This is a genomic window from Microbacterium schleiferi, from assembly GCF_015565955.1.
Taxonomy (GTDB): domain Bacteria; phylum Actinomycetota; class Actinomycetes; order Actinomycetales; family Microbacteriaceae; genus Microbacterium; species Microbacterium schleiferi_A.
The window spans coordinates 2,077,589-2,090,964 of the sequence record NZ_CP064760.1; the positions used below are offsets into that span (position 1 = coordinate 2,077,589).

Below are 13,376 nucleotides of genomic sequence, written 5' to 3' on the forward strand. Positions count from 1 at the left end.
ACCCGTGCTCATGACGTGGACGCAAGGCTGTACCCGGCCTCCTCGACCGCATGCCGCACCTGCACCGCATCCACCGGCGCCGTGCTGGTCACGGTCACCGTCGATACGCCGCCCGCCTTCAGATCGACGTCGACACCGGAGACACCATCGATCGCGGACACCTCCTCGGTGACGCTGCGCACGCAGTGCGAGCAGGTCATGCCCTCGACCAGGAACTGAGCCGACACCTCGTCGCCCTCGATCGGCTCCGCAACGAGGGCGGCCGCGTCCTTGGTCGCAGTGCTGTGGGAGGTGGGGCTGCAGCACGCGCAGCCGCCACCGTTGGTCGACCGCAGTCCGAGGTCCCGCAATCCCTGTCCGGCCATGATGTGCTCCCTTCGCGAGCGTTGAGTGAATGTGAGATGCGCGCTTCTATGAGCGCACCAGGCGCGCGATGGCCGCGTTCGCCTCACGCAGCTTCTCCTGCGCGACCGGCCCGCCTTCGCCGACGGCTTCCGCGACGCAATGTCCGAGGTGGTCTTCCAGCAGAGTCAGCGCAACCGACTCCAACGCCTACGTGACCGCGGAGACCTGGGTGAGGACGTCGATACAGTGGGCCTCCTCGTCGACCATTCGCGCGATCCCGCGCACCTGGCCCTCGGCCCGACGCAACCTCATCAGCAGCGCCTGCTTGTCGCCCGAATATCCGTGTGCCATCCCGCACCTCCGTCGCACCATCCAATGTACCCGCTAGGGGTATGGGGTATAAAGAGGCGCGACTGGGCGGATCCGAGTCAGAGCCTGTTGTCGACGGAAACAGCCATTGCCGCATCCCACCCACGATGTGGGTATATCTAGATAGGTAGATATACTTATGCCCTTGAGGAGCACACTGTGACGATGAAGACGACGCCCGTTCGCGGGAACGAGCCGATGGCGGCGGGCCAGGCGTCCGCCCTGGCCGAGTTCCTGCGCACCCTGGGCGACGCGACCCGGTTGCGGATCCTGACCGCCTTGGACGGCGTGTGCGTGCCGGTCACCGCGATCGTCGAGGCCACCGGGGAACGCCAGCCGACCGTGTCTCACCACCTGCGCATCCTGCGCGACCGCGGTCTCGTGGTCGGGGAGCGGCGCGGCGGATACGTCTACTACTGCCTCGCGACCGAGGGCATCCGCGACGCTCTTGACGTCCTCCAAGGTCTGGCCGGCGGCGAGCCAGCCGAGTGATCTCGATCTCCCCCACCGCCGACCCCGAACACCAGCCGAAAGGGAACCATCCGATGACCGCCCAGATCTCGCCGACTGCTCTCACCGTCGACGGAGGCGTCGACCTGCTCCTCCCCGTGAGACACCGCTGGAGGTACTGGACGCGTTCGTGGCCTCGTGCAACGTCGGCGCGTGCGGGTGCGGCGACACCTTCGTCTCGCGCATCACCAATGTGGAACTGCACGACGAACCCGGACGCCGCAGGGTTCGGATCAGCGGCGACATCACCCCCGACGAGGTCCTCAGCGAGCTTGCCACCACCTCGCTGTCGCAACAGTCCTGACGACCCGACTGCGACTCGAGACCACCCCTCAGAAGCAACCCACGAGGCCCCCTTGTTCGACTACGCCCAGCCTCCCCGCACAACAGGCGCCTCCCCCGCCGCATCCCGCTCCGCAGCTGACTGCTCGCCCATCATGGCGGACTCCGCGCGCCGAGCACCCAGCGGGAAGCCCGCGGGCAGACGAGTGCCGCGACGAATCGCATGACCGCCGCTACGCCGCCGCCGCGCCTCGGATTGCGGGAGAACGCTCCGCAGTTCGCGCTGCTCGTCGCCGTGAACGCACTCGTCGGGGGCATGGTCGGTCAAGAGCAGACCGTCCTGCCGTTGCTCGCGCGCGACGTGTTCGGGATCACCGGATACACCATGGTGCTCAGCTACGTCGCCGTGTTCGGAGTCACCAAGGCGATCTCGAACTGGTTCGCCGGCACCCTCTCGGACAGATTCGGACGCAAACCGGTGCTCCTGGCCGGGTGGCTCGTCGCAGTGCCCGTCCCGCTGATGCTGATCTGGGCACCCGACTGGGGATGGGTCGTCGCCGCGAACGCGCTCCTCGGGGTGAGCCAGGGCCTGACCTGGTCCACGACCGTGGTCATGAAGATCGACCTCGTCGGCCCCCGCCAGCGCGGTCTCGCGATGGGACTGAACGAAGCCGCCGGCTACGGCGCCGTCGCCGTCTCCTCCCTCCTGGCCGGGTACCTCGCCAGCGAGTACGGGCTGCGTCCCGCACCGTTCCTGCTCGGCATCGCCTACACCGCCCTCGCGCTCATCATCACGGGCATCTTCGTCCGGGAGACCCACGGGCACGCTCGCGCCGAGGCCGCACAGCTCGCACCCGCCACCAGCCGGCCCCGCCAGGACGCGGACCTGACGCACCGGCGAATCTGGTTCCTCGCGAGCATCCGCGAACCCGCCCTCGCCTCCGCGAGCGCCGCCGGGCTCGTGAACAACCTGAACTTCGGCCTCTCATGGGGGCTGTTTCCGCTGCTGTTCGCCACCCGCGACCTCTCCACCGCGCAGATCGCGCTCCTGTTCGCGCTGTACCCGGGCGTGTGGGGCATCGGGCAGCTGTTCACCGGCGCCCTGTCGGACCGCATCGGCCGCAAGCACCTCGTCACCGGCGGCATGGCCCTCCAGGCCATCGCCCTGATCATCATCGGCGCGGGCAGCGGGCTCGGTGCCTGGGCCACCGGGACGATCCTTCTCGGCCTGGGCACGGCGATGGTCTACCCGACCCTCCTCGCCGTCGTCGGCGACGTCGCGCACCCCGCGTGGCGCGCACGCGCCGTCGGCGTCTACCGCGTCTGGCGGGACCTCGGCTACGCCGTCGGCGCAGTCATCGGCGGAATCGTCGCCGACCTCCTCAGCCTGCAGGCCGCACTGTGGGTCGCCGCAGCGATCTCCGCGGTCGTCGCCGCGATCGTCGCCGGGAGGATGTACGAGACTCTCTCCACACAACACCGCAACGGAGCATCGGCCACCTGAGCCCTCTGCGGTGCTCCCAACGCGCCCTCTCCGACGCCGATCCGAGCGCGCACGACGGAGCCTCAATCGTGCACCATCCTGGCCGTACCCCACCCACCTCTTCCGGGCCACTACCCGAGGTCACCGGTCGCCCATCATGCAAATACCGACAGTTGTCCGCAAGACACGCTGGTGCAGCTCGAGCGCACCCGCCAGCGTCCGCGGTCGGCGCTACCCTGACCCCGAGGTCACCCATGGGAAGCATCACGGCGTACGAGATCGCGGCGGGCAAGCGCTACCGCGTGCGCTGGCGCGATGACCAGCAGAAGCAGGTCGAGAAGAAGGGCTTCCGCACCAAGAAGGACGCCGAGCTCTACCTCGCGCACACCGAGGTCTCGCGCTCGAACGGCTCCTATACCGACCCCGGTGAGGCGCGTATCACTGTCGGAGCGCTGGGCGTCGAGTGGCTGCGCAACAAGAAGCACGCACTCAAGGCTTCCTCGTTCAGCTCCTTGAACACGTCGTGGCGGGTGTATGTCCTCCCCCGCTGGGGCGACGTTCGGATCGGAGACATTCGCGCGTCGCACGTGGAGCAGTGGATCCGAGAGCTGTCGGAGGGCACCGCGACGACGACGCGGACGAAGAGCGCGAAGGCCGGCGCAAGCCCCCGGTCTGCAAGCGTCGTCTATCGCGCGCTCGGCGTGCTCGCCGGCATCCTTGACACAGCTGTGCGCGACGGACGCATCCCTCGAAACGTCGCTCGCGGCGCTCAGAATCTGCCCCCGAAACAGTCCCAGAAGCCGCGTCGCTACCTGACCCACAGCGAGGTCGTTCGCCTCGCCGAGGCGACCAACAACGACACGCATAGGACGCTGATCCTTCTGCTCTCGTACTGCGGCCTCCGGTGGAGCGAAGCGATCGGCATGCACGTGAGCGACATCATCTTCCCGAGACACCGAATTCAGGTGCAGCGAGCGGCGGTCGAGGTCGAAGGCAAGATCGTGCTCGGCACACCGAAGAACTGGGAGCGCCGGCTGGTGCCATTCCCGGCCTTCCTGGAAGAGCCGCTGGAGCAGCTGTGTCGCGGCAAGCGCGCCGACGATCTGGTCTTCACCGATCTGCAGGGCAAGCATCTGCGCCGCGCGAAGACGCAGCACGGCGTGAACTCGTGGTTCACCACGGCGCTCGACCTCGCCGACATCGAGCGGCTGACTCCGCACGACCTGCGTCACACCGCCGCGAGCCTCGCGATCTCGTCGGGTGCGAACGTCAAGGCCGTGCAGCGGATGCTGGGACACAAGTCGGCGGCGATGACGCTCGACACCTACGCCGACCTCTTCGACGACGACCTCGCCGACGTGGCCGAACGGATGAATCAGGGTGGGCTCAACGCGAACGTCGCGCGGCTCTGGGAGACCTGACGGGGCGTTTCGTCTCGCTGCGCTCGCTCAACGACCGACGGCGCATGAACTGCAACTAGCGGCTTTCGGACACGCTTTTCGACCTATATGCGCCAGAAGCTTGTGGGCGATTTGTGGGCGACTCGGTATCGCGCCGCTCATCCACGGGCGAAGAAAAGCCCCGCGATCCCTACTCTCGTAAGGGATCGCGGGGGCTTCAACTCCGTGACAGCGGCAGTGGAGATGGGGGAATCGAACCCCCGTCCATCGCTGGGTCATCGCGCCTTCTCCGGGCGCATTCTGTGAAAGCGTTCTACTCGGCTCCGACCTTTGTCACAGACACCTAAGTCGACAAGCCCAGCCTGGATAAAGTCCCGCGTGACGTCCAGGCGCCGTCACGCAGCAAGATCCCTTAGATGACGCTAGGAACCGTAGCGGGATCGCCTACGGGCTAACGGACTCGGGCTCGCTGCTTAGGCAGCGAGGGCGAAGTCAGACTGCTTCTTATTGGCAGTTATTTGTTTGCAGGGGGCGTTTACGAGATAACCCCGCATCCTCGGCCCGCTTCTCGCGAATTCGCAGACGATGTCGAAACCGATCATCCCCATGTGCCTCAAGAGAGGCTGTTCCCTCACGTGAGGGGCCGCTGTCACACTGTGGAGTTTCGAAGGTTCGCAGATGCCGTGGCATCCGAGCTTCCCAGGATACAACGGATGCCGCATGCGGCGCATTCCCCGCGCGCACAGTCGCACGACGTAGAGTCGCAGTCATGCGCGATGTCATCATCACCGTCCGCGGCGAACACCAGACCCGGGTCGCTCCCGAGGAGGCCGTGGCGCGGCTCACCATCCGCACGGAGGGCGAGGAGCGGACCTCGGTCATGACGCAGGCGACGGATGCCGCGAGCATCCTTCGTACCGCGCTCACCGCTCGCCAGGACGCCGGTGAGGTGCGCGAGTGGTCGACCGGCCGCGTCAGCGTCCGCTCCGAGCGCCCGTGGAATAACGAGGGCAAGCAGCTGCCACTCGTCCACCACGCCTCGCTCGATGTCTCGGCGACCTTCGCCGATCTCGACGCGCTCTCGGGGTGGCTCGGTGAAGTCTCCGAACTCGACGCGATCCACGTCGATGGGGTGCGGTGGATGCTGACAGAGGCGACACGAGCTGCCGTCGAAGCCGATGTGTCGGCGAATGCCGTCCGCGTCGCGATGACACGGGCTACCGCCTATGCCGCAGCCCTCGGGCTCGCCGAGGTCACGGCTGTCGAGGTCGCCGACGTGGGCCTTCTCGGTGGCGGTGCGCCGGTCGCGGCATCCGGACCCGCTCCACGGATGATGATGGCGGCAAGCCCGATGGACGCGGGGGTCTCACTCGAGCTGCAGCCGGCGGACATCGTCGTCACCGCCGCCGTGGAAGCGCGGTTCAGCGCCCGCTGACGGGCACCGGCGCCGCCTACTCCCCCAGGCGGTTCTTGGTGCGCATGGCGCGCTCTGCCTCGCGCTTGTCTTGCCGCTCCCGCAGGGTCTGACGCTTGTCGTACTCCGCCTTACCCTTGGCGACGGCGATCTCCACCTTCGCGCGCCCGTCCGAGAAGTACAGCTTCATCGGGATGAGCGTGTAGCCGCCGGCCGAGACGGCGTGGCTGAGCTTGATGATCTCGTCTTTATGCAGCAGCAGCTTGCGTACCCGCTTGGCCGAGTGGTTGGTCCAATGCCCCTGCGAGTACTCGGGGATGTGCACCGAATCCAGGAACGCCTGACCGCCATCGATATAGGCGTATCCGTCGCTGAGGTTCGCGCGCCCCTGGCGCAGCGACTTGACCTCGGTGCCGGTGAGGACAAGTCCCGCCTCGTACGTCTTCTCGATGGAGTACTCGTGTCGCGCACGACGATTGGTCGCGATGACCTTTTCTCCGCGTTCGCGTGGCATGGCTCCTCCTTTCGACGCAGCCCACCAGTGTACCAAGCCGTCGTCCGCGGACGAGCGGTCAGCCCTCGCCGGCTGCGGGTTAGAGCGGGCCGTTGCCGAACTGGATGGCCAGCAGTGCGAGGAAAAGCCATAGGAGGTATCCCACGACGCCGGCGAAGATCGTGACGGCGGCCACCGAATAGCCCCAGCCGATCTGCCGGGCACGCAGCAGGCGACGGATAACGAGTATGGCGAACACGGTGGTCGCGAGAACCGGGATCCCGAACACCGCTACCGAGATGAGCGGACCACCGAGGTTTGCCAGCGCGGCTACCGCGAACAGCAGCAGCGGGCCGAGCCCGAGAAGGATCCCTGCGATACCCCAGGCGGGCGCGGAACGCACCGGCTGTGCCGCTCGCGAGTCCGGTGCCATCGACCTGCCCCCTCTCGGTGCCGACTCAGGCCCGAAGCCAGCGTCTGATCGCGAAGCCCGCCGAGAACGCGGCCAACACGATGCCGATGCCGATGAGGACGGGAATGACGATCAGGACGTCGGCGGTGTCGACCCACGTCGCCACGAACGTTATGCGCGAGCGCAGGTATTCCTGCACGCCGAACTGCACGCCCGCCACGACGGCCACGCTCGCCAGCACCGAGCCGATAAGCGCGGCTAGCACTCCCTCGAGGATGAACGGCGTCTGGATGAACCGGTTGGATGCCCCCACGAGCCGCATGATGCCGAGTTCACGCCGTCGCGCATACGCGGACAATCGGATCGTCGTCGAGATGAGCAGCACGGCAGCGATGAGCATGAGTCCGGCGATCCCCACCGCGACGTAGGTCGCGACGGTGAGGGCGGAGAACAACGGCTCAAGGTACTGAAGCTGGTCCTTGACCTCTTCAATGCCATCCCTCCCCCGAACGCTTCGGAGATGACGGCTGACTTGCTCGGATCGGCAAGAGTGATGCGGAATCTCGCTCCGAACTGGTCCTCGCTGAGGATGCCGTCATACTCGTCTCCGAGAACGCTCAGCGCATCCTCGTAGACCTGCTCGGAACTGTCGAACTGCAGATCGCTGATCAGCGGAGCAAGCGAGTCGGAGTCGAGCTCGGCCTGAACCGCGTCGATCTGTTCCTGGGTGGCGACTCCGTTCGCGCACGTGTCGACCTGCGACAGCGAACTGCACATGTAGATCTGCACCTGGGCGCGGTCGGCCCAGAACGTGCGCATTGTGCCGATCTGCAGCTGCATGAGCATCGCGGCGCCGACGAAGGTGAGAGACACGAAGGTGACGAGGACGACCGAGATCACCATCGACGCGTTGCGGCGCAGGCCGCTGAACGCCTCACCGAGGACAAGCCCGGCCCTCATGAGGTCGGCCCGACTTCATCGTCGCGATGCTCGGCATCCAGACCCAGACGTTCGGCGAGTCCGAGCTCCTCGACGTCGACCTCGGGGATGTCGATGACGGGTACGGGCTGGGTTGCGGCACGCGGGGCCGGCTGCGCGGCAGGCGGCTGTGCGGCTGGCTGCTGGGGCGACTGCGCGGCCGGCACCTGCCACTCCGGCGGAACGGATGCGGCACGCGGTGCGGCCGCGGAATCGTCGGCCTGCGCGGGCGCGGCTGCGTCGCCGGATGGGGCTTCAGCGACGGCGGGAGCGGGGGTTTCTGGATCCACAGGTGCGGCGCGCACCTCGGCGAGCGCCGAGGCGAACGGCGCCGTCGCCGGGTCGTCGACGACGTCCACGGCAGCTGCCACAGCGATCTCGGCATCCGTGACGGTGGGCTCGATCCCGACCTCGCGCTGCAGTTCGAGCACCGCCGTGAGTGCTGCAGCCGCCGCAGCACCGCGCACCTGCTCGGGCTGAAGGCGTGGCAGACCCGACGTGTCGCCGTACCCACCGTGCCGCTCATCACGCATCATCTGGCCGCCGCGCAGTTCGATGACGCGGCGCTTCATCTGGTCGACGAATCCGGCCTCGTGCGTGGCCATCACGATCGTGGTGCCACCGGCGTTGATCCGCGCCAACAGCTGCATGATGTCGATTGAGGTTCCCGGGTCGAGGTTTCCCGTGGGCTCGTCGGCCAGCAGCACCTGGGGGCGGTTCACCAGTGCACGGGCGATCGCGACGCGCTGCTGCTCACCACCGGAGAGCTCGTGCGGCATCCGCTTCTGCTTGTCGGCGAGACCGACGAGGGCGAGCGCCTCGGGCACAGCCTGCTTGATGAAGCCGCGCGATGACCCGATGACCTGCAGCGTGAACGCGACGTTCTGGAAGACCGTCTTGTTCGGCAGCAACCGGAAGTCCTGAAAGACCGCGCCGACGTGGCGCCGGAAGTAGGGAACCTTGCGGTTGGCGAGGGTGCGCAGGTCGCGTCCGAGCACGAGCACGTTGCCGGAGGTGGCGACATCCTCACGCAGAATCAGGCGCAGACACGAGGACTTGCCAGACCCCGACGCGCCAACGAGGAACACGAACTCGCCGCGGAGCACTTCGAAGCTCACCTGGTCGAGGGCGGGTTTCGCGGTGCCCCGGTATCTCTTGGTGACGTTCTCGAACCGGATCATGGCCATCTGAGCCTAAGCGCGAGGGCGATCAGCGCCGGGTGCGACACCCGCCGCGGCAGCACTCCGCGTCGGATCGGTTTCGATCAGACGATGCCGTGACGAATTCGATCAGACGGATGCCGTGACGAACGACTTAGTCGTCGTCATCCTTGCGCTTGCGCCACCGGATGCCGGCCGCGATGAATCCGTCGAGGTCGCCGTCGAAGACGACCGCGGGGTTTCCGACCTCGTGGCCGGTACGCAGATCCTTCACGAGCTGCTGACCGTAGAGGAAGTAGGAGCGCATCTGGTCGCCCCAGCTGGCCGTGATGACGCCCGCCAGCTCCTTCTTCTTCGCTGCTTCCTCTTCACGCTGCAAGAGCATGAGGCGCGTCTGCAGCACGCGCATCGCTGCAGCGCGGTTCTGGATCTGGCTCTTCTCGTTCTGCATCGACACGACGATGCCCGTCGGAATGTGGGTGATGCGCACTGCCGAGTCGGTGGTGTTGACCGACTGACCACCGGGACCGGACGAACGGAACACGTCGACGCGGATGTCGCTTTCGGGCACCTCGACCTCGACGGCTTCCTCCATCACCGGGATCACCTCGACGGCGGCGAACGACGTCTGCCGCTTGTCGGCCGAACCGAACGGGCTGATGCGAGCGAGGCGGTGCGTTCCCGCCTCGACCGAGAGCGTGCCGTAGGCGTAGGGGGCGTCGATCTCGAACGTCGCGGACTTGATGCCCGCGCCCTCGGCGTAGGAGGTGTCCATGACCTTCACGGGGTACTTGTGACGCTCTGCCCACCGCAAATACATGCGCAGGAGCATCTCGGCGAAGTCGGTTGCGTCGTCTCCCCCAGCACCCGAGCGGATGGTCACGACTGCCGAGCGATCGTCGTACTCCCCGTCGAGAAGGGTCTGCACTTCGAGGTCACCGATGACCTGCTCGAGTTCGGCCAGTTCGCGTCGGGCCTCACCTGCCGACTCTTCGTCGTCCATCTCGTTGGCAAGCTCCACGAGCACCTCGAGGTCATCGAGACGCTGCGCGACGGCGTTGATCCGAGACATCTCAGACTGCCGATGGCTGAGGGCGCTGGTGACCTTCTGCGCCTTCTCTGGGTCGTCCCACAGGTCGGGCGCACCGGCCTCCTCGCTCAGCCGGGCGATCTCCGCAGCGAGCGCGTCGACGTCGACAACCGAGCGGATGTCGTTGAATGTGGAGCGCAGGGCCTGGATGTCGGCGGACAGATCGAGTTCGAGCATGACAGTCCAGACTAACGTGGAACCGATGACCGATCCCCCCGTCCCGATCCGCGCGCGGGATGTGCTGTGGCGGTTCGGTCCGATGGTCTACCTCCCCACGGTGCTGTTCGCGCTCGGCGAGGGCGCTGTCATCCCCCTGATTCCGGTCATCGCGGCCCAGTTGGGCGCGGATGTCGCGGGGGCAGCCCTTGTCGCGTCGGCCCTGGTCGTCGGACAGCTCGCGGGAAACCTCCCAGCGGGCTGGGCGGTCGCGCGCTTCGGCGAGCGCATCACGATGGGAGTGGCTGGCGGGCTCGCGATGGTCGGGGTGGCCGGCATGATCGTGGCGCCGATGCTCGGCGTGTTCGCGGCATCCGTGCTGCTCATCGGGCTGTGCGCGGCGGCGTTCGGGCTTGCTCGCCACTCGTTCATGACCACACGCGTGCCTCTCTCCTTCCGATCGCGCGGGATGTCGCTGCTGGGCGGCACGTTCCGGCTGGGGATGTTCGTCGGCCCGTTCGTGGCAGCGGCGCTGCTCGCGATCTTCGGCGACGAACACGCCGCCATCTGGTTCTTCGGCGTGTGCCTGGCCGCGACCGTGATCCTCGTGGTGTTCGGCCCCGATCCCGAACAACGCTTCGCCGCGCCTCCCGTCGAGGTGTCCTCCGAGGCTGAGCGCGAGCGAGAGGTGCGCGAACTCGAAGGCGAGGACACGGGCGAGGCGATCACGGGCAGCATCCGCGTACCGGGGCGACGCGAGAGCGTCTTCGTGGTCGCGTGGCGATACCGCGAGGTCCTCTCGCGCCTCGGCGTCGCAGCCGCGTCCTTGTCTGCTGTGCGCTCGGCGCGCCAAGTGGTTCTGCCGCTGTGGGGCGTCTCGATCGGGCTCGACGCGCAGACGATTGCTCTTGTCGTCGGCATCTCCGGAGCGATCGACTTCGCGCTCTTCTACGCGAGCGGACAGGTCATGGACCGTTTCGGGCGGCTCTGGGCAGCACTTCCGGCGATGCTCCTCATGAGCCTGGGCTTTCTCGCGCTCTCGTTCACACACGAGCTCGACTCGTCGGCGATGTGGTTCGCGGTGTTCGCAGCGGTGCTCGGTGTCGGCAATGGGCTCTCCAGCGGCATCCTGCTCACTCTGGGCGCCGATGTCGCGCCCCGGACCGACCCGGCACCGTTCCTGGGGTCCTGGCGCATGTTCACCGATGCCGGCGGGGCCGCGGCGCCATTGCTGGTCTCGGGGATCGCGGCGCTGTCGACCCTGTCAGTCGCGACCGGCGCGGTGGGTGTGCTCGGCCTCCTCGGTGCTGCGGCCTTCGTCCGCTGGGTTCCGCGGTTCGTTCCGCGTTCGGGGCGAGCGGGCTGAAACCGTCAGCCCGTGACGATCGGGATGCCGGTAGCCGAGGATGCCTCGGTGATGCCGCCGGCATCCGTGACATCGGTGAAGCCCAGCTCGGTCATGATCGAGGCGGCCTGCGCGGATCGGTTTCCGGACCGGCAATAGACCACGTAGGCCCCGTCGAGGGGCTGCTCGGCGATCTCCTGGTCGAACGAGCCCGACTGGAGATTGACGTTGATAGCGCCCTCGAGGTGACCCTCCGCGTACTCTTCGGGTGCGCGCACATCGATGATCACCGCGTCGTCGGCAACCTCGACCGACGGGGTCGTTGAGCACGCCGCGAGACTCGTGACGAGCACGGCAGCGGCAAGCGCGGCGAAGAGAATGCGGATGCGTCGCATGGAGGGTCCTTTCCAGACGGGACGATAGACGACCGATGTGATACCCCCTAGGGTATACTACTGTCCATGGCAACACGTGAGATCACCCTCGAGACGATCGAGAAGACCATCAGCGAACCCGGGATCGTGCTCCTCGACTTCTGGGCAGCCTGGTGCGGTCCGTGCCGCATGTTCGGGCCGGTGTTCGAGAGCTCCTCCGAGGCTCACCCCGACATCGTCTTCGGGAAAGTGGACACCGAAGCGCAGCAACAGCTGGCAGCCGGCTTTCGCATCACCTCAATCCCGACGCTCATGGCTTTTCGCGACGGCATCCTCGTGTTCTCTCAGCCCGGCGCACTCGCTGCACCCCAGCTCGAACAGGTGATCACCGCCGTCGAGGGTCTCGACATGGACGACGTGCGCCGGCAGGTCGCGGAGCAGAACGCTGCGCAGGACGCCCCGAGCACGCCGTGAGCCTCTTCCGGGTCTGCGCCATCTCGCGTGCTGAACGGGTCGCGCGGTGGGTGGCGGCAGTCTTCGTGGCAGCGGTCGCCGGAAGCGCGGTCACCGCTGGCGCATGGGCACTCGCGGTTCCCGCCACGATCGGCGCGCTCGGCCTTGTGGCGATGGCGATCACCGGGTGGTGCCCGGGGATACCGGCGAGCAGGTCAGCGGATGCTGCACCGAATGCGCTGGGCATCCCGGAGGCACGCCAGAGCATCGACCTCGACTGACGCCAACCAGCCAAGAGGGCCGGTCTGCCATCGGTCAGACCGAGCTCAGCGCCCGCGTCGGCGCTCGCAGCACGTCCTCGAGCGCGTCCAGCAACGCCTCCGGCTTGAGCAGCTGCATTTCGTGACGGCTGAGGAATTCGCGCACGTCCCACCCGGCTGCCTTCAGCCGCTCAAGATAGCGTTCCCGAAGCAGCCGCGACTTCGTCGCCTTCACGACCGTGGACGGGACCGGTGGCGGCGCGGGCTCAACCCGATGCGCATCCAGTTCCTGCACGACCGAGAGAGCCATGAAGCGGTCCCACCGGCGCGTACTCGCGCGGAGCCTGCGACGCAGGGGCGCCGGGACCGCGGGATCGACGACCGACAGCATCCGTGCCACGACGGGGCCCGCCATCCGGTAGGTGAGCAGTCGGCGTCCGGCAACACCGGCGTCCACGTCAAGCGCGGGGTCGAGATAGATGGCGTGACGCGGCTGCAGGTGCTCAGCCGCGTCCGCGAGCGCCCGGCCTCCCAGCGAGTGGCCGATGGCGAGGTCGAGATCGCTCGGCAGCGTCTCGATCAGATCGTCGGTGAAGTCGCTCAGCCGGTAATGCTCTGCCCGGGGGCTGGATCCGTGGCCGCGCAGGTCGACGGCGAGCACGCGCATCCGGTGGCGACGCGAGAGCCGCTCGGCGAAGTCCTGCCAGAGAAGACCCGAACCGCTGATGCCATGAACGATGGCCGCGGTACGGTCACCGCTGCCGAACTCGTGTACTGCCAGACGCACACTTCGACGGTACGTCCGACGGTTATGAGGAGGCTCGGAACCATGCCGTGAGATTGCTGGGCATT

General features: G+C 67.2%; 15 protein-coding genes, 1 other RNA gene and 2 pseudogenes. 8 read left to right on the plus strand and 10 right to left on the minus strand.

The window, feature by feature from the left end; all coding sequences use genetic code 11:
* Positions 1-8: 8 nt before the first annotated feature.
* Both IT882_RS10010 and IT882_RS10015 read right to left on the minus strand, forming a co-directional pair.
* Positions 9-365 (minus strand): heavy-metal-associated domain-containing protein, encoded by a 357-nt coding sequence (locus IT882_RS10010; RefSeq protein WP_195691743.1) that lies wholly within the window; start codon positions 363-365, stop codon positions 9-11.
* A gap of 46 nt (positions 366-411) precedes the next feature.
* Positions 412-696 (minus strand): annotated as a pseudogene (locus IT882_RS10015) (metal-sensitive transcriptional regulator).
* Positions 697-879: 183 nt separating this feature from the next.
* On the opposite strand from IT882_RS10015, the gene IT882_RS10020 reads away from it, so the two are divergent.
* From IT882_RS10020 to IT882_RS10035, 4 genes are all read left to right on the plus strand, one after another.
* Positions 880-1,206: an ArsR/SmtB family transcription factor gene (locus IT882_RS10020; RefSeq protein ID WP_194385022.1), complete on the plus strand. Its 327-nt coding sequence runs from the start codon at positions 880-882 to the stop codon at positions 1,204-1,206.
* A gap of 148 nt (positions 1,207-1,354) precedes the next feature.
* Complete coding sequence (locus tag IT882_RS10025; protein ID WP_195691744.1) at positions 1,355-1,528, plus strand: hypothetical protein; 174 nt, start codon at positions 1,355-1,357, stop codon at positions 1,526-1,528.
* A 201-nt stretch (positions 1,529-1,729) separates the two neighbouring features.
* Positions 1,730-3,010, plus strand: coding sequence for an MFS transporter (locus IT882_RS10030; RefSeq protein ID WP_194385020.1), 1,281 nt, complete (start codon positions 1,730-1,732; stop codon positions 3,008-3,010).
* Positions 3,011-3,243: 233 nt separating this feature from the next.
* The gene (locus IT882_RS10035) at positions 3,244-4,410 is read left to right on the plus strand and encodes a tyrosine-type recombinase/integrase (RefSeq protein WP_194385019.1); all 1,167 of its coding nucleotides are present in this window, start codon (positions 3,244-3,246) and stop codon (positions 4,408-4,410) included.
* Positions 4,411-4,624: 214 nt separating this feature from the next.
* Here IT882_RS10035 and ssrA read toward each other — a convergent pair.
* Positions 4,625-4,995, minus strand: a transfer-messenger RNA (tmRNA) gene (gene ssrA, locus IT882_RS10040).
* A gap of 163 nt (positions 4,996-5,158) precedes the next feature.
* On the opposite strand from ssrA, the gene IT882_RS10045 reads away from it, so the two are divergent.
* Positions 5,159-5,824, plus strand: coding sequence for an SIMPL domain-containing protein (locus IT882_RS10045; protein ID WP_195691745.1), 666 nt, complete (start codon positions 5,159-5,161; stop codon positions 5,822-5,824).
* A gap of 16 nt (positions 5,825-5,840) precedes the next feature.
* Here the strand turns inward: IT882_RS10045 and smpB are convergent, their stop codons facing one another.
* From smpB to prfB, 5 genes and pseudogenes are all read right to left on the minus strand, one after another.
* The gene (gene smpB, locus IT882_RS10050) at positions 5,841-6,317 is read right to left on the minus strand and encodes an SsrA-binding protein SmpB (protein WP_195691746.1); all 477 of its coding nucleotides are present in this window, start codon (positions 6,315-6,317) and stop codon (positions 5,841-5,843) included.
* Between the two features lie 79 nt (positions 6,318-6,396).
* Complete coding sequence (locus IT882_RS10055) at positions 6,397-6,729, minus strand: hypothetical protein (RefSeq protein ID WP_195691747.1); 333 nt, start codon at positions 6,727-6,729, stop codon at positions 6,397-6,399.
* Positions 6,730-6,754: 25 nt separating this feature from the next.
* Positions 6,755-7,668, minus strand: a pseudogene (ftsX, locus tag IT882_RS10060) (permease-like cell division protein FtsX).
* On the minus strand, positions 7,665-8,867 hold the full coding sequence (gene ftsE / locus IT882_RS10065; RefSeq protein ID WP_195691748.1) for a cell division ATP-binding protein FtsE: 1,203 nt from the start codon (positions 8,865-8,867) through the stop codon (positions 7,665-7,667). The pseudogene ftsX and the gene ftsE overlap by 4 nt, the downstream one beginning before the upstream one ends.
* A 133-nt stretch (positions 8,868-9,000) precedes the next feature.
* Positions 9,001-10,113 (minus strand): peptide chain release factor 2, encoded by a 1,113-nt coding sequence (prfB, locus tag IT882_RS10070; RefSeq protein WP_195691749.1) that lies wholly within the window; start codon positions 10,111-10,113, stop codon positions 9,001-9,003.
* Between the two features lie 25 nt (positions 10,114-10,138).
* On the opposite strand from prfB, the gene IT882_RS10075 reads away from it, so the two are divergent.
* Positions 10,139-11,458 carry an MFS transporter gene (locus IT882_RS10075; protein ID WP_229382051.1) on the plus strand — a complete coding sequence of 440 codons (1,320 nt, stop codon included), beginning with the start codon at positions 10,139-10,141 and terminating at the stop codon, positions 11,456-11,458.
* A 5-nt stretch (positions 11,459-11,463) separates the two neighbouring features.
* On the opposite strand, the gene IT882_RS10080 is transcribed toward IT882_RS10075, so the two are convergent.
* The gene (locus tag IT882_RS10080; protein WP_195691750.1) at positions 11,464-11,832 is read right to left on the minus strand and encodes a rhodanese-like domain-containing protein; all 369 of its coding nucleotides are present in this window, start codon (positions 11,830-11,832) and stop codon (positions 11,464-11,466) included.
* Positions 11,833-11,898: 66 nt separating this feature from the next.
* Here IT882_RS10080 and IT882_RS10085 point away from each other — a divergent pair, with 66 nt between their 5' ends.
* Together IT882_RS10085 and IT882_RS10090 are read left to right on the plus strand one after the other, a co-directional pair.
* Positions 11,899-12,285 carry a thioredoxin family protein gene (locus tag IT882_RS10085; RefSeq protein ID WP_195691751.1) on the plus strand — a complete coding sequence of 129 codons (387 nt, stop codon included), beginning with the start codon at positions 11,899-11,901 and terminating at the stop codon, positions 12,283-12,285.
* Entirely contained in the window at positions 12,282-12,545 is a 264-nt protein-coding gene (locus IT882_RS10090; RefSeq protein WP_195691752.1) for a hypothetical protein, read from the plus strand. The genes IT882_RS10085 and IT882_RS10090 overlap by 4 nt, the downstream gene beginning before the upstream one ends.
* A 34-nt stretch (positions 12,546-12,579) precedes the next feature.
* On the opposite strand, the gene IT882_RS10095 is transcribed toward IT882_RS10090, so the two are convergent.
* Complete coding sequence (locus IT882_RS10095; RefSeq protein WP_195691753.1) at positions 12,580-13,311, minus strand: alpha/beta fold hydrolase; 732 nt, start codon at positions 13,309-13,311, stop codon at positions 12,580-12,582.
* Positions 13,312-13,376: the final 65 nt, after the last annotated feature.